12 protein-coding genes are annotated in these 16,116 nt (G+C 59.4%); 7 read left to right on the top strand and 5 right to left on the bottom strand.

Annotation, left to right across the window (positions count from 1 at the left end):
• Positions 1–5 precede the first annotated feature (5 nt).
• Positions 6–1,334, top strand: a complete 1,329-nt coding sequence (gene flgE, locus WG29040_RS17525) for a flagellar hook protein FlgE (RefSeq protein WP_003441061.1) — start codon at positions 6–8, stop codon at positions 1,332–1,334.
• A 152-nt stretch (positions 1,335–1,486) separates the two neighbouring features.
• On the opposite strand, the gene codA is transcribed toward flgE, so the two are convergent.
• The 5 genes from codA to bglX all read right to left on the bottom strand — a co-directional run bounded on the left by codA (position 1,487) and on the right by bglX (position 11,461).
• Complete coding sequence (gene codA, locus WG29040_RS17520; protein WP_010655876.1) at positions 1,487–2,728, bottom strand: cytosine deaminase; 1,242 nt, start codon at positions 2,726–2,728, stop codon at positions 1,487–1,489.
• Positions 2,725–3,948 (bottom strand): PucR family transcriptional regulator, encoded by a 1,224-nt coding sequence (locus tag WG29040_RS17515; RefSeq protein ID WP_010655875.1) that lies wholly within the window; start codon positions 3,946–3,948, stop codon positions 2,725–2,727. The genes codA and WG29040_RS17515 overlap by 4 nt, the downstream gene beginning before the upstream one ends.
• Positions 3,945–5,210: a cytosine permease gene (gene codB, locus WG29040_RS17510; RefSeq protein WP_003441082.1), complete on the bottom strand. Its 1,266-nt coding sequence runs from the start codon at positions 5,208–5,210 to the stop codon at positions 3,945–3,947. Before codB ends, WG29040_RS17515 begins: the two co-directional genes overlap by 4 nt.
• Positions 5,211–5,598: 388 nt before the next feature.
• Positions 5,599–8,472 carry a ribonucleoside-diphosphate reductase subunit alpha gene (locus tag WG29040_RS17505; RefSeq protein WP_003441086.1) on the bottom strand — a complete coding sequence of 958 codons (2,874 nt, stop codon included), beginning with the start codon at positions 8,470–8,472 and terminating at the stop codon, positions 5,599–5,601.
• 697 nt (positions 8,473–9,169) lie between these two features.
• Entirely contained in the window at positions 9,170–11,461 is a 2,292-nt protein-coding gene (gene bglX, locus WG29040_RS17500) for a beta-glucosidase BglX (RefSeq protein WP_010655873.1), read from the bottom strand.
• Between the two features lie 265 nt (positions 11,462–11,726).
• Here bglX and WG29040_RS17495 point away from each other — a divergent pair, with 265 nt between their 5' ends.
• From WG29040_RS17495 to WG29040_RS17470, 6 genes are all read left to right on the top strand, one after another.
• Positions 11,727–12,335, top strand: a complete 609-nt coding sequence (locus tag WG29040_RS17495) for a LemA family protein (protein ID WP_003441093.1) — start codon at positions 11,727–11,729, stop codon at positions 12,333–12,335.
• A 48-nt stretch (positions 12,336–12,383) separates the two neighbouring features.
• Complete coding sequence (locus tag WG29040_RS24660; protein ID WP_003441095.1) at positions 12,384–13,124, top strand: YgcG family protein; 741 nt, start codon at positions 12,384–12,386, stop codon at positions 13,122–13,124.
• Between the two features lie 28 nt (positions 13,125–13,152).
• Positions 13,153–13,767, top strand: a complete 615-nt coding sequence (locus WG29040_RS17485; protein WP_003441098.1) for a TPM domain-containing protein — start codon at positions 13,153–13,155, stop codon at positions 13,765–13,767.
• Between the two features lie 107 nt (positions 13,768–13,874).
• A complete protein-coding gene (locus WG29040_RS17480; protein WP_003441101.1) occupies positions 13,875–15,092 on the top strand; it encodes an SAM-dependent methyltransferase in 1,218 nt (405 codons plus the stop codon).
• A gap of 116 nt (positions 15,093–15,208) precedes the next feature.
• Positions 15,209–15,790 (top strand): DJ-1/PfpI family protein, encoded by a 582-nt coding sequence (locus tag WG29040_RS17475; protein WP_003441103.1) that lies wholly within the window; start codon positions 15,209–15,211, stop codon positions 15,788–15,790.
• Positions 15,791–15,805: 15 nt separating this feature from the next.
• Positions 15,806–16,111: a ribbon-helix-helix domain-containing protein gene (locus WG29040_RS17470; protein ID WP_003441106.1), complete on the top strand. Its 306-nt coding sequence runs from the start codon at positions 15,806–15,808 to the stop codon at positions 16,109–16,111.
• Positions 16,112–16,116 lie beyond the last annotated feature (5 nt).

Here is a 16,116-nt window from a genome sequence, read left to right as displayed (position 1 = left end):
GACACATGTCATTCAATATCGGCCTTAGCGGCCTGTATGCGGCCAACAAGCAACTTGACGTTACCGGCAACAACATCGCCAACGTCGCCACCACCGGCTTCAAGGCGTCCCGTGCCGAGTTCGCCGATATCTACTCGGCCAGCAAGCTGGGGATCGGCAGCAAGACGGTCGGCAGCGGCGTCAACCTGGCGGCGGTCTCGCAAAACTTTGGCCAGGGGGCGATCAATAACACCGGCAACCTGCTGGACATGGGCATCTCCGGCAGCGGCTTCTTCGTGCTCAGTGACAATGGCTCCCTGAGCTACACCCGCGCCGGGACCTTCAAGTCCGACAAGGACGGTTACGTGACCAGCACAGACGGCACGTCGCGCTTGCAGGGCTATGGCGTGGATGCCAACGGCAATATCGTCAACGGCACCTTGACCGACCTGCGTATCGATACTTCCAACCTGGCGCCCAAGCCGACCGGCTCGGTGGAGTCCACGATCAACCTGAACTCCAATGCCGACACTATTGATCAGGTCGTGAACAAGTTCGACCCGGGCGAGACCGCCAGCTACAGCAAAAAATTCAACACCACCGTCTACGATACCCAGGGCAACCCGCACCCGATGGATCAGTACATGGTGAAGACCGGTTCCAACACCTGGAAGACCTACACCCTGATCGACGGCCGCAACCCTGATGGCAGCCCGGTCAGCGGCGCCGGCGCCAAAGATCCGGTGGCCTCGACCATGAGTTTCGATTCGACCGGTGCCCTGGTCAGCGTCACGACGCCGAACCCGGTTGCCGGAGGCCCGGACATCATCAGCAGCACTTTGACTGTCGCGGACTGGATGCCTGGCGCAACCGTCAATGGTGCATGGGTGTCCAACGGCGCCAAGGCCAAAGATGACGGCTTTGGCATCAACATGGCCAGTACCACCCAGTACAACACCGACACCTCGCGCAACCCGCCAACCCAGGACGGCTACGCTACCGGCCAGATCAACAACCTGACCATCGATGGTTCGGGTGTGATGTTCGCCAACTTCAGCAACAACCAGAGCCGTGCCATTGGCCAGATCTCGCTGGCCAGCTTCACCAACGAACAAGGCCTGCAGCCGGCGGGCGGTACTGCCTGGAAAGAGACTTTCGCTTCGGGCCTGGCCGGCTACGATGCGCCGAAGGTCGGCAGCCTGGGCGCGATCCAGTCCAACTCGCTGGAAGACTCCAACGTCAACCTGACCAGTGAACTGGTGGACCTGATCAAGGCGCAGAGCAACTACCAGGCCAACGCCAAGACCATCTCGACCCAAAGCACCATCATGCAGACCATTATCCAGATGACCTGATAGCGGGCAGCACGACAAAAAGCCCCGGCACGCCAATGCCGGGGCTTTTTGTTGTTGAAGCTGGGGGCTTGCTACTGATTGTGAGAGCCAGCCTGCTGGCGATTGCAGCGGTGCGGTGTTGCAGCTCTACCGCGTCGTTTGTATCGCTGGCTTCAGGGTCTGTTGAATTCAACCCGTTCCGGTACCCGGGTCATCAGCACCTTGCCGGCACGGATCGAGACCCGGGCCTTGGCCTGGCGGCGTACTGCTTCGTAATCACTGTCAGCGTCCAGTATCACCAGGTTCGCCGGCCGGCCGACGGCGATGCCATAACCCTCGCCAAGGTTGAGGGTGCGGGCACTGTTGTCGGTGACCAGGTCCAGGCAACGTGCCAGGTCTTCGAAGCCCATCATGTGGCAGATGTGCAAACCCGCATCCAGCACCCGCAGAATGTTGCCGTTACCCAGCGGATACCAGGGGTCCTTGATCGAGTCCTGGCCCAGGCACACATTCATCCCGGCGCGGTCCAGTTCGGCCACGCGGGTCACGCCGCGGCGTTTTGGAAAGCTGTCAAAGCGCCCTTGCAAGTGAATGCTTTCGGTCGGGCACGAAACGAAATTGATCCCCGAAGCCTTGAGCAGGCGAAACAGTTTCGAGCAATAGGCATTGTCGTAGGAACCCATGGCCGTGGTATGGCTGGCGGTTACCCGGCTGCCCATACCGCGGACCCGGGCCTCTTCGGCCAGCACTTCAAGAAAGCGCGAGTGCGGGTCGTCGGTTTCGTCGCAGTGCACGTCCACCAGGCAACCGCTGCGCTCAGCCAGGTCCATCAGAAACTTGATCGAGCTGACGCCTTGCTCGCGGGTGTTTTCAAAGTGCGGAATGCCGCCGACCACATCGGCGCCCATCTCCACTGCACGGATCATCAACTCACGGCCGCCGGCGTAGGACTCGATTCCTTCCTGGGGGAAGGCGACGATTTGCAGGTCGATCAGCCCCCGGGCTTCTTCACGGACCTCGATCATCGCCTTGAGGGCAGCCAGCGTCGGGTCGGTGACGTCGACATGGGTACGCACATGCTGAATGCCATGCTCGGCCAGCATGCGGATGGTGGTGTGGGCGCGCTGTTTGGTGTCTTCATGGGTGATGGTTTCCTTGCGCTGCGCCCAGCGTTCGATGCCTTCGAACAGCGTGCCGCTCAGGTTCCACTCGGGCTGGCCCGCCGTGAGGGCGGCATCCAGGTGGATATGCGGTTCCACCAGGGGCGCGATCAGCAATTGGCCTTGAGCGTCGATATCGCCCGCCTGCGCCATCACACTGGCGCACTGCAGGGTTATGGCGCTAATGCGCTCGCCCTCGCAGCTGACCGTATACAGGCCTGGAGTTTTACGTAGCGTGGCATTGATGATGTTCATGCTTGGTCCTGTCGTTGGGCTTCGGTCATGCGCCACACGAGGAGGGCAACCGAAGCATTCATTCTGAAAAGTGGGTCATCGAGCGATTGTCCGCTGTGTTGCTCGATGCGTTGTATCCGTTGGTTGATGGTGTTTCGGTGAATGTTCAAACGCCGGGCCGCCTGCAGGGCATTGCCGTTTTCCTGGAGCAGGGCGTCCAGGGTTTCCAGCAGGCTGTGGGGTTGCTTGCGCCGGGGCTCGATCATGGAACCCAGGGTCTGCTGCACGAATGCCTCGATCACCGAGCGTTCGCCAATGGCCTGCAACAGGCGCAGCACCCCCAGCTCACTGAAATCACAGAAACCGCTGGCCGGGCGCAGATTTTCTGCAACATCCAGGGCCTGGCGCGCTTCGTTCAGCGCCTGATGGTAGTGGCCGCAATCCTCTGCCTTGCTCGCCACCCCCATGAACAGCGCCATGTCACCGATCATGGCATGCAAGTCGCGATACAGGCAGCCCAGTTCGGCGCGAATGGTTTCGCCCTCGTTCAGCAGCAGAATGAACAGATCCCCCTGGACGATGACCGGCAGCGCGCGGGGCAGGGCACGGGCCCAGATATCCAGATGATCCTGTACGGCCTGTCGCGTTTGTTGCAATAACCGTTCTGCGGCATCCGGGGCATGGTTGTCGAACAGCACGCTGACCGCCGACAGCCGCATTGCCACCAGGCGTCGCGGGCCGTCCAGAGGCAGTTTCAAGTGCGCCGCACGCTGGCGGGCAGTGGCCAGGCTCGGATAATCGCCGCTGAGCAACTGCGCCAGAATGTCGTGGCGTGAACGCTTGGTCTGGCCCATTTGTACCAGCGCCGTGCCGATCAGGTGCGTGACAATAACCATCTTCAGCAAGTACGGCTGTTCGATCAGCACCAGACCGTATTCCTCGCACAGTGCTATGACCGAGTCCGGAATACGCTGAATAAAGGCATCTCCGGTCAGGATCACCAGCCCGGCAATGCCGCTGGCATCGCCTTCGTGCACCAGACGCAGCAAGTTGGCCTCGTCCCGGGGATGGTTGATGCCGGTGACGAACACCAGTTCGCCGCCCATGACCCATTGCCTCAGGCCTTCGTTCTCGGCCACGTAGGGCCAGCGCACGTTGCGTTGCAGGTTGCAGGCACCGGCGCGCAGGGTCATTTCTTCCAGGCCGGCCAGCCCCAGAATTTCTGCAACCGTGAGGCTCAAATGTCCTCCTGCACGACGGGCAGCACGGCACGCCGGCGGCTGATTTCCAGCAGCAGGATGTAGCACGCGGCGGATGCGGCAATTCCAACCAGTGGCGCAATCCACGGTGAGCAGTAGGCCAGCAGTGCGCCGAAGGCGTATGCGGTCAGGCCCGGGACGTTGTAGCGCGGCAGTTTCACACTGGCCAGCGTCGGGTATTTGCCGTGATGGCGATACCAGAAGTCGGCCATGATCACGCCTCCGATGGGCGGGATGATCGAGCCCAGCAGCACCAGAAACGGGATCAGCATTTCATACATGCCGCCAATGGCCAGCACCACGCCGACGGCAGCGGCGATCAGGGTCATGGTGCGGCGCCGCTCGCTGCGCACCAGATGGCAGGCTGCCGCCGACACGTTGTAGATGGTCGGGCCCTGAATCGTCCACAGGTTCAGGCACAGCATGACTACCGCGGCGAACGACAGGCCCTGGAGCATCATCACGCTGACGATGTCGGCCTGTTGATAGACCATGGCGCACCATGCGCCGGCCACTATCATCAGGCCATTGCCCAGCAGAAAACTGACCACGCTGGCGATGACGGCAATCCGCCCGGTGCGCGATAGCCGGGTCCAGTTGGTGGCTTGGGTCGCGCCGCTGGCGAACGTGCCGAAGACCATGGTGATGGCGGCCGAGAAGGTCATTGCTTCGTGGGGGATTACCGCTGCCAGGCCCTTGAAGCCGCCGACATGGCGGGTGGCGATGTACATGGACACGATCAACAGGACAAACATCAGCGGCACCGAGACCCGCGACAGCACGTCCAGCCCTCTGTAGCCGATAATCGCGGTGATACTGAAACCCAGCCCGAAAAACACCATCAGCGGCCAGGTGAAGCCTTCAGCCAGGCCGAGCATTTTCACCAGTACGATGGCCACGGTGGCCGTGCCCCAGGCGAACCAGCCCAGCTCGGCAAAACCCAGCAGAAAGTCCGAGAGACGGCTGCCGGCCTCGCCAAAGCAAAAACGCCCCATCAATACCGTATTCAGGCCGCTGCGGGCGGCAATCAGCGCCAGTGCGGCGGCATACAGGGCCAGCAGGCTGTTACCGATGGCCGCAATCCACAGCATGTCGACGAAGTTGAACGCCATGCCCAGTTTGCCGCCGGCGAACATGGTGCCGGTAAAGAACGTGAAGCTGAACAACACCATGGAAATCGATAGCAGCCCCTTGCGTGCAGAACGCGGGGCTTCGCTTAAAGGAAATTCGCCGGGTGCACTCATGTTGTATTTCTCCGCCTCGAATGGGTAGGGCCGTGGTCAGTGGCACCCTGGGGCTAGAGCAATAAGCGGGCCTGTTTCGGGCCAGATGTCAAAACAGAAAAAAGCGGGCAGAGGGCATAGAGATCGGTGTTCAGGTTGAACATATTTGAAGGGGATTGGCGGGCAGAGGTGTGCAGAGTGATTCATTTTGTAGCGCTGATGCACCGTTGTGGGTGCTTATGGCCAATCGCCGGCTCCGACAACGGGCTGGTGACCTCCTTGTGGGAGCCGGCTTGCCAGCGCTGGACGCGGGTGTGTTGCCCATAAAAAAAAACCCCCGTTAAACCCAACTGTTACCAGGGTTTAACGGGGGTTTCGGTCAGGCGGTCAAGCCGTCTGACGGCTCAGCTTATTGGCAAGCTTCGCAATCCGGCTCGTCAATGGCGCAAGCCTTTGGCACCGGTGCAGGACCGGCAGGCGCGGCAACCACGTCTTCGCTGTTGTTGCCGTTGGACACCGCGTTGAGCTTGCCGGTGTTGACGGTGGACTTCTCGGTGCTGGTCGCGGCCAGGGCACGGAGGTAGTAAGTGGTTTTCAGACCACGGTACCAGGCCATGCGGTAGGTCACGTCCAGCTTCTTGCCCGAAGCGCCGGCGATGTACAGGTTGAGCGACTGAGCCTGGTCGATCCACTTCTGACGACGGCTGGCGGCGTCAACGATCCACTTGGTGTCGACTTCGAACGCAGTGGCATACAGCTCTTTAAGCTCTTGCGGGATGCGTTCGATCTGCTGCACGGAACCGTCGTAGTACTTCAGGTCGTTGATCATGACCGAGTCCCACAGGTCGCGGGCCTTGAGGTCGCGAACCAGGTACGGGTTGATCACGGTGAATTCGCCCGAGAGGTTCGATTTCACGTACAGGTTCTGGTAAGTCGGTTCGATCGACTGCGATACGCCAGTGATGTTGGCGATGGTGGCGGTCGGTGCGATGGCCATGATGTTGGAGTTACGGATGCCTCTCTGAACACGGGCGCGAACCGGTGCCCAATCCAGGGATTCGTTCAGGTCAACGTCGATGTACTTCTGGCCGCGCTGTTCGATCAGGATCTGTTGCGAGTCCAGTGGCAGTACGCCTTTGGACCACAGCGAACCCTGGAACGTCTCGTAAGCGCCACGCTCGTCTGCCAGGTCGCAGGACGCCTGGATCGCGTAGTAGCTGACCGCTTCCATCGACTTGTCGGCAAATTCCACGGCCGCTTGCGAGGCGTATGGAATGTGCTGCAGGTACAGCGCGTCCTGGAAGCCCATGATCCCCAGGCCGACCGGACGGTGCTTGAAGTTCGAGTTGCGGGCTTGTGGCACCGAGTAGTAGTTGATGTCGATTACGTTATCGAGCATGCGTACGGCTACATCGATGGTGCGCTTGAGCTTGTCGGTATCGAGCTTGCCGTCCTTGATGTGGTTCGGCAGGTTGATCGAGCCCAGGTTGCAGACCGCGATTTCGTCCTTGTTGGTGTTCAGGGTGATCTCGGTGCACAGGTTCGAGCTGTGGACCACGCCCACGTGCTGCTGCGGGCTGCGCAGGTTGCACGGGTCTTTGAAGGTCAGCCACGGGTGGCCGGTTTCAAACAGCATGGACAGCATCTTGCGCCACAGGTCTTTGGCCTGAATGGTCTTGAACAGCTTGATCTTGCCCGGGTACTGGGACAGGGCTTCGTAGTACTCGTAACGCTCTTCGAAGGCCTTGCCGGTCAGGTCGTGCAGGTCCGGTACTTCGGATGGCGAGAACAGGGTCCACGGGCCGTCATCGAAGACGCGCTTCATGAACAGGTCAGGGATCCAGTTGGCGGTGTTCATGTCGTGGGTACGACGACGGTCATCACCGGTGTTCTTGCGCAGCTCGATGAACTCTTCGATGTCCATGTGCCAGGTTTCCAGGTAGGCACAGACAGCGCCTTTGCGCTTGCCACCCTGGTTAACGGCTACGGCGGTATCGTTCACTACTTTGAGGAACGGGACCACGCCCTGGGATTTGCCGTTGGTGCCCTTGATCCATGAACCCAGTGCACGTACCGGAGTCCAGTCGTTGCCCAGGCCACCGGCGAATTTGGACAGCATGGCGTTGTCGTGGATCGCGTGGTAGATGCCCGACAGGTCGTCCGGAACTGTGGTCAGGTAGCAGCTGGACAGCTGTGGACGCTGGGTGCCGGCGTTGAACAGGGTCGGAGTCGAAGCCATGTAGTCGAAGGACGACAACAGGTTGTAGAACTCGATGGCACGGTCTTCTTTTTGCTTCTCTTCGATTGCCAGGCCCATGGCCACGCGCATGAAGAAGATCTGCGGCAGTTCGAAACGCACGCCATCCTTGTGGATGAAGTAACGGTCGTACAGGGTTTGCAGGCCCAGGTAGGTGAACTGCTGATCGCGCTCGTGGTTGATCGCCTTGCCCAGTTTTTCCAGGTCAAAGGTCGCCAGCACCGGGTTCAGCAAATCGAACTCGATACCTTTGGCGATGTAGGCCGGCAGGGCTTTGGCGTACAGATCGGCCATCTCGTGGTGAGTCGCGCTTTCTGCCACTTCGAGGAAGCTCAAGCCTTCGGCACGCAGGGTGTCCATCAGCAGGCGAGCGGTTACGAAGGAGTAGTTTGGCTCACGCTCTACCAGGGTGCGGGCGGTCATCACCAGGGCGGTGTTGACGTCGCTCAGGGCTACGCCGTCGTAGAGGTTTTTCAGGGTTTCGCGCTGGATCAGGTCGCCGTCAACTTCTGCCAGACCTTCGCAGGCCTCGGTGACGATGGTGTTCAGGCGGCCCATGTCCAGAGGTGCGAACGTGCCGTCAGCGCGGGTGATACGAATCGACGGGTGAGCCTGGACAGTGTCTTCGGCCGGGGCGCGGTTAGCACGCTCCTTGGAGCGGGCATCGCGGTAGATCACGTAGTCGCGAGCCACTTTTTGCTCGCCGGCGCGCATCAGGGCCAGTTCAACCTGGTCCTGGATTTCTTCGATGTGGATGGTGCCACCCGATGGCATGCGACGCTTGAAGGTCGCGGTGACTTGTTCAGTCAGGCGCGCAACAGTGTCGTGAATGCGGGACGAGGCGGCAGCTTTGCCACCCTCAACTGCGAGAAACGCTTTGGTGATGGCGACGGTGATCTTGTCATCGGTGTAAGGAACAACAGTCCCGTTACGTTTGATCACGCGCAATTGGCCTGGCGCGGTCGCAGACAGATCCAGATTTGAATCGGAACCCTGCGAGTTCTCGCGAGTTGTGTCGGTTTGCATGGGGGGGTGTCTCCACATTCTCTATGTTTGTTTGGGCACCTTTTGGGGGCCCACCGTTCCGTCCTGAAGCACTACAACCGACGATCAAGCCGGGTATAACAACTTCGGGACGTACAGAAAGGGGGGTTAAGCCGCTTCCGTGCCGAAGTCCTGGCGTTGCGCGTACCGGCGCAAATCCTGTTCCTGATGGGTGACAGTATTTTTACTGCAACACCCGGGCCGCTTTCCGGCTTTTACGCTGGAAACCGGCTGCCATCCGCATGCGCGGTTTGGACTTTAAAAGCGTGTTTACTCAAACCCGACAGGCGCGAGAAAAGGACTTGAAATTCTCGTCTGAGTTGTGTTGGGTTTTTGGCCTAAAACCCTATATGTGGGGTTGTTTGGCCGAATAGATACAAGATATGCGTTTTGCCGAGTCTCTGCAACGTAGGATCTTGGCTTGAATCACTGCGTGTTTTGTGTATGAAAGCGTAAAAAACCGTGTAGGCCCTATGGGCTCGGCTTCAGACCGTTTGTCACCAAATTTTGCCGGATTAAACGCCCCGGACTGAATTTTGAGGGCGCGAACCCTACCACAAAAAACAGCGCTGTCCGAACGCATTTTCAGACGCGTGCAAAGATAGGAAAGGTCAAGGGGATATTGGTGTTTCAAGACACCGCAAAGGCCTTGGCTGACCTTTGCGGCAGATGCGGGAAATTACAACAATTGGAAGCTGTTTTGCTGCACGTTCTGCGAATCAAGGCCGATCATCACCTCGAACTCACCGGGCTCGGCGACGTATTTCAATTGCGGGTTGTAGAACTTCAGCGCGTTCTCGTCGATGTTGAACTGCACGACTTTCTGCTCTCCGGCCTTGAGCATGATTTTCTGGAAGTCCTTCAACTCCTTGAGCGGCCGGCTCATGGAGGCGGCGACATCATGCAGGTAGAGCTGGACCACGGTTTCGCCATCGCGCTTGCCAGTGTTTTTCACGGTCACGCTGGCGGTCAGTGATGCCCCGGGTTTCAGGGTTTTGGCGGACAGGCTGACGGCCGACAGGCTGAAATCGGTGTAGCTCAGGCCATAGCCAAACGGGTACAGCGGGGTGTTTGCCTCGTCGAAGTACTGCGAGGTGTAGTTGCCCGGCTTGCCCGGGGTAAAGGGCCGGCCAATGCTCAGGTGGCTGTAGTAGGTCGGAATCTGCCCCACAGAGCGCGGGAAGGTGATGGGCAGCTTGCCGGAGGGGTTGTAGTCGCCGAACAGGACATCGGCAATGGCATTGCCGCCTTCAGTACCGCTGAACCAGGTCTCCAGCACGGCATCGGCCTGCTGCTGTTGCAGGTCGATCGACAGCGGCCGGCCATTCATGAGCACCAGCACCAACGGCTTGCCAGTGGCCTTGAGGGCGGTGATCAGGGCGCGCTGGCTGGCTGGCATGTCCAGGCTGGTGCGGCTCGACGACTCGTGGGACATGCCCCGCGACTCGCCCACCACAGCCACCACCACATCGGCCTGCTGCGCCGCCTTGACCGCTTCGTCAATCATCACATGGGCCGGGCGCGGGTCGTTGGTCACTTCCGGGCTGTCGAAGTTCAGGAAGTTCAGATAGTCGACGATTTTCTGGTCGTCGGTGATGTTGGCGCCCCGGGCATAAATCAGCGTGCCCTGCTGGCCGAGTGCGTTGCGCATGCCGTCAAACACGGTGACCGATTGCGCCGGCTGGCCATTGGCCGCCCAGCTGCCCATGATGTCGATCGGTGCCTTGGCCAGCGGGCCCACCAGAGCGATGCGTGCCTGTTTTTTCAGTGGCAGGGTCTGGTCCTGGTTCTTCAGCAGGACCAGACTCTTGCGCGCCACTTCGCGGGCTTCGCGCCGGTGCAGGCGGCTATCGGCGTTGGCATCGGCCGGATCGTCCTGGGCCTTGCCGATCCGCAGGTACGGGTCGGCAAACAGACCCATGTCGTATTTGGCCCCGAGCACTTCGCGCACAGCATTATCCAGATCGCTTTGTGGCACTTCGCCCGACTTCAGCAAGCCCGGCAATTCTTCGCCATAGACCTTGTCGTTCATGCTCATGTCGATGCCGGCCTTGATTGCCAGCTTGGCGGCTTCGCGCCCGTCCTTGGCGACGCCGTGCCTGATCAGCTCGATGATCGCGCCATGGTCGCTGACGGCGACCCCTTTGAAGCCCCAGTCCTTGCGCAGCAGATCCTGCATCAACCACATGTTGGCGGTGGCCGGGATACCATTGATCGAGTTCAGCGCCACCATCACCCCGCCAGCGCCGGCATCAATTGCGGCGCGGTACGGAGGCAAGTAATCCTGGTACATGCGCACCGGGCTCATGTCGACGATGTTGTAGTCCCGGCCGCCTTCCACTGCGCCATACAGGGCGAAGTGCTTGACGCTGGCCATGATGTTGCCGGGCAGGGCGGGTGAAACTCCCTGATAGGCGTGGACCATGACTTTGGCAATGCGCGATACCAGGTAGGTGTCTTCGCCAAAACCTTCCGAGGTGCGCCCCCAGCGCGGGTCGCGGGCAATGTCGACCATCGGCGCGAAGGTCAGGTCAATACCGTCGGCGCTGGCTTCTTTGGCGGCAATCCGGCCGCTCAGGCCGATGGCGTCCATGTCCCAGCTGGAGGCAAGGGCCAGGCTGATAGGGAAAATGGTGCGATGACCGTGAATCACGTCGTAGGCAAAAAACATCGGGATTTTCAGGCGGCTGCGTTGAGCGGCATCCTGCATCGGACGGTTTTCGGCGCGGGTGATCGAGTTGAACGTGCCGCCGATACGGCCTGCAGCGATTTCCTTGCGAATCATCTCGCGGGGCATTTCCGGGCCGATGCTGATCAGGCGCAGTTGGCCGATCTTTTCATCGACCGTCATTTGTTTGAGCAGATCAGCCACAAACACATCTTTGGGCGGGAGCGGTGTCGGCGGGTTCTGGGCTAAAACCGAGTGACTGGCCAGACTAAGGGCCAGGCCCAGCAAATACATATTTCTCATGACATTCTTCTACGCGGCCGCTCTCTTAAAGCGAGGGATGGCCCGCGCTTTTGAAGCGATATTGTTCTGTGGGGGATGTAAGGACTACTTAACTTAAAAATTACCCTATCGTTAAGGTAAGTATTCCCACATGGCAGGCAGTCTTTTAGCTGATTAGCTACCAGCAATCCAGTGTTGCCGGGAGATATTCAGTCACGGTGAGGGAGTTTTTCCACAGGGTATGCGGTCAATAAACTCAATCGGGTTATTTCGGAGCGTCACAAGCATGGAATTACAAAGCGTTAGGTCCTCGGGCTGGAAAGTCATCGCGCTGCTGGCGTTGAGCAGTCTGCTGGCGGGATGCGGGATCAATACCATTCCGACCCTGGACGAGCAGGTCAAGGCGGCCTGGTCGCAAGTGCAGAACCAATACCAGCGGCGTTCCGACTTGATCCCCAACCTGGTGGAAACGGTCAAAGGTGCGGCCAGGCAAGAGCAGGCGACCCTGACCGCGGTGATTGAGGCACGGGCCAAGGCAACGTCGATCCAGGTGGATGCCAGCACCCTGAACAATCCGGAAAAACTCAAACAGTTCCAGGATGCACAGAACCAGCTGACCGGAGCCTTGAGCCGTCTGATGGTGGTGTCCGAGCGCTATCCGGACCTCAAGTCCAATCAAAACTTCCTCTCCTTGCAGTCGCAACTTGAAGGCACGGAAAACCGCATCAGCGTGGCCCGTCGCGACTTCATCCAGGCAGTTGAACGTTACAACACCGAAATCCGCACCTTCCCCGGCCGTTTGTGGCATGCCGTGATGTACAGCGACTTGCCGATTCGCCCGACTTTCGAGGCCACCGCACCGGATGCCGACAAAGCCCCGGAAGTGAAGTTCTAACCACCGCCTGACCCTGCACTTACTGGGGGGCAAGCTGCCGAGGTGCTGATGCGCGTATCAAAACCGGGTTTGGGTCTGTTGCTGTGGCTATTTATAGCCACCGCACAGGCACTCACTTTTCCGACGCTGAGCGGGCGGGTGGTGGATGACGGGCAGATGCTCGACCCCGCCACACGCCAGCAACTGGCGCAGACACTGGAAGCCCACGAAAAAGCCACCGGCGAGCAAGTGGTGGTGGTTACGGTGGCGGATCTGCAAGGCACTCCCATTGAGGATTTCGGCTATCAGTTGGGCCGGGCCTGGGGTATCGGGCAAAAGGATAAAAACAACGGCGCCCTGCTGATCGTCTCGCGTGATGACCGCAAACTGCGGATCGAGGTCGGCTACGGTCTGGAAGGCCGCCTGACCGATGCGCAATCCTCGGTCATCATTAATCAGATCATTACCCCGGCCTTTAAAGCCGGTAACTTCAGCCAGGGCATCAGCGACGGTGTCGCCGCGATCCTGCAAGTGTTGGGTGGCGATCCCGTGCCTGAGCCGGCCTACGCCAGCGGGCAGGGCGATGGCAGTGACTTGATGACCGAGCACCCCGGTGTGGTGTTGCTGCTATTTCTGTTGTTCGTTGTGGTCGTGGCTGTCTGCCAGTTTTACGGCATTTGCAACTCGGGCGGCGGCGGTGGCACCCGCTCCGGCGGGTTCGGTGGCGGGGGCTTCGGTGGCGCAGGCGGTGGCGGCTTTCGGGGTGGCGGCGGCAGTTTTGGCGGCGGCGGAGCTTCCGGCGGCTGGTAATTCACTTATTTAACGGGCATCGACACTCATGGCTTTACTTACCCCACAGCAACAACAGCAGGTCGCAGACGCGGTAACCCGCGCTGAACAGCGTACCGACGCCGAAATTGTCACCGTGCTGGCGCCGCGCGCGGATGATTACAGCTATATCCCCTTGTTATGGGCCAGCCTCATCGCCCTGGTGGTACCCGCTCTGGTGCATTTTTTGATCGGCGGTCTGCAGATTTACGGCTTGCTGATGTTGCAGTGGGCCTGCTTCGTCTTCCTCAGCCTGATCTTTCGTCTGCCGGCCATCACCACCCGCTTGATCCCGCCGCGCATTCGGCATTGGCGCGCGAGCAATCTTGCCCGGCGCCAGTTTCTCGAACAAAAACTGCATCACACCCGGGATCGCACCGGCGTGCTGATTTTTGTCAGCGAAGCCGAGCGCTATGTCGAGATTCTGGTGGACGAAGGGATATCGCAACATCTGGACGACAGCGATTGGGGCAGCATCGTCAGTGATTTCACGCGCCGTGTGGCATTGGGTCATACGGCTGAAGGCTTTATTTCCTGCATCGATGCCTGTGCCGAACTGCTGGAGCGGCATGTGCCGAAAACCCATCCGCGCAATCAATTGCCCAATCGGCTGGTGATGTTGTAATCGCCGCTGGCTGAAATAACCCCGTGCCCCTGGCGGCGAACGCGCCTAAAATAGCCGCCATTGCTTTTCAGATTCCCCCTCCTGCATCCCCCGAGGCACCTTTTTCAATGTCAGTGACTGCTACCACCGCCCCGTCTGTGCCGGATCATCGTGCGCAATTTTTGCACTTGCTGGAAACCGGCCTGGCCCAGAACTCCTTTATCAAACTGGTACTGGCCAAGTATGTCGGGCCAGAGGCCGAGTTGCAGCGGATCATCATCAAGCAAGTCACGGTCAAGGATCAGCCTTGTCTGTCGTTTGTGTACCGTTACAAAACCCGCGATATCACCAAGAACTTCCCCCTTGAAGAGGGCGTGGCCAATATCGCCGGGCTGTTGCCTGAAGCGTTTAAAAACGCGCATTTGCTGACCCTGACCGACGAAGTGCAGCTGGAATACAGCAAAAAGGGCAAAAGCTCGCTGTTCAAAGGTAAAAGCCAGCAGGAGCGTGAACTGCCGTCGGCTGAGCATAATCGTGAGAAAAATCGCTTCCTGGACCTGACCCGGCCGTTTTTGGCGGATCTGGGGGTCACCAACAAGCAGCAAGAACTGATCCCGGCGATGTCGCGCAAGTGGAAGCAGATCAACAAATTCATCGAGGTGTTTTCCCACGCCTTGAGCAACTCGCCGCTCAAGCTCGATCAACCGGTCAAGGTGGTGGATTTCGGTTCGGGCAAGGGTTACCTGACCTTTGCCATTCACGATTACCTGCGTCACAGCCTCAAGGCTGAAGGTGTGGTCACCGGGGTTGAGCTGCGTGAAGACATGGTCACGCTGTGCAACAACGCCGCCCAGCGCCTGGAGCACCCGGGCCTGTCCTTTCAGCATGGTGACGTACGCAGCTTTGCGCCGACCCCGATTGACGTGATGATCGCCCTGCATGCGTGTGACATTGCCACCGACTATGCGATTCATATGGGCATTCGTTCGGGGGCGGCGATCATCATGTGCTCGCCGTGCTGCCATAAGCAGATTCGCCTGCAGATCCAGAGCCCGGCGCTGCTCAAGCCGATGCTGCAATACGGGTTGCATCTTGGCCAGCAGGCCGAAATGGTCACCGACAGCTTGCGTGCACTGTTCCTTGAGGCCTGCGGATATGAAACCAAAGTGTTTGAGTTCATTTCCCTGGAGCACACCAACAAAAACAAAATGATCCTCGCGGTAAAACGCGACGAACCCCTGGACCCGGCGCAGTTGCTGGTGAAAATCCAGGAGCTCAAGGCGTTTTACAACATTCAGGAGCACTGCCTGGAAACCTTGCTGCAGGCGGACGGTTTGTTGAAGTAAGCCTGTAACAAGCCTGAGGGCGGGCACGTAGTACCTGGCTATTACCCGCGTGGGCCCTCAGGGGGTACCTTGGCTACTCTTATCAGTCCAAGGCTTACCCCGGAGGAGAACTCACCATGGCGGCGAAAAAAATTCTGATGCTGGTTGGCGACTACGTTGAAGACTACGAAGTGATGGTGCCGTTTCAGGCGCTGTTGATGGTGGGTCATCAGGTTCACGCAGTGTGCCCCGGCAAAACCTCGGGGCAGACCGTTCGCACGGCGATTCATGACTTCGAGGGCGATCAGACCTACAGCGAGAAGCCGGGTCATCTATTCGCCCTGAATTTCGATTTCGACAAAGTCCGGGCCAGTGACTATGACGCGCTGGTGGTACCAGGTGGCCGAGCTCCGGAATACCTGCGGTTGAACGAAAAGGTTCTGGAACTGGTTCGTGAATTCGATAAGGCCGGTAAGCCAATTGCTGCTGTGTGCCATGGCGCGCAATTGCTGGCGGCTGCCGGAACGCTGCAAGGCCGCGAGTGCAGTGCTTACCCGGCCTGCGCCCCGGAAGTGCGATTGGCCGGCGGTACTTACATTGATATCGACGTGACCAAGGCCCATGTGCAAGGCAACCTGGCGACGGCGCCTGCGTGGCCGGCGCATCCTGCCTGGCTGGCGGCGTTTCTTGGGTTGTTGGGTACGACCATTACCTTGTAAGAAGAGGGTGCGACCATGTGTGAGCTATATGTCAAAGCCGATCCGATTCTTTACGAGTCGCGCTCGCGCTCCTTGCGTATTTGCGGCGTGGTCACCACCTTGCGCCTGGAAAACCAGTTCTGGGACATCCTCAGCGAGATTGCTGAAACCGATGGCATGACCACCAACCAGCTGGTGGCCAAGCTCTACGAAGAGGTGATGGATTATCGGGGCGAAGTGGTCAACTTCGCCTCGTTCCTGCGGGTAAGTTGCAGCCGCTACCTGAGCCAGCGCCGGGTGCAGGCGCCGGAATTGAATTTGGTGGGGCGCAAGCAGGGTTGAGCCAC

This window comes from Pseudomonas sp. PAMC 29040 (genome assembly GCF_003994535.1).
GTDB classification, from domain to species: Bacteria; Pseudomonadota; Gammaproteobacteria; order Pseudomonadales; family Pseudomonadaceae; genus Aquipseudomonas; species Aquipseudomonas paraversuta.
The sequence above is the reverse complement of the archived record's forward strand: the minus strand, read 5'-3'. Positions and strand labels throughout refer to the sequence as shown.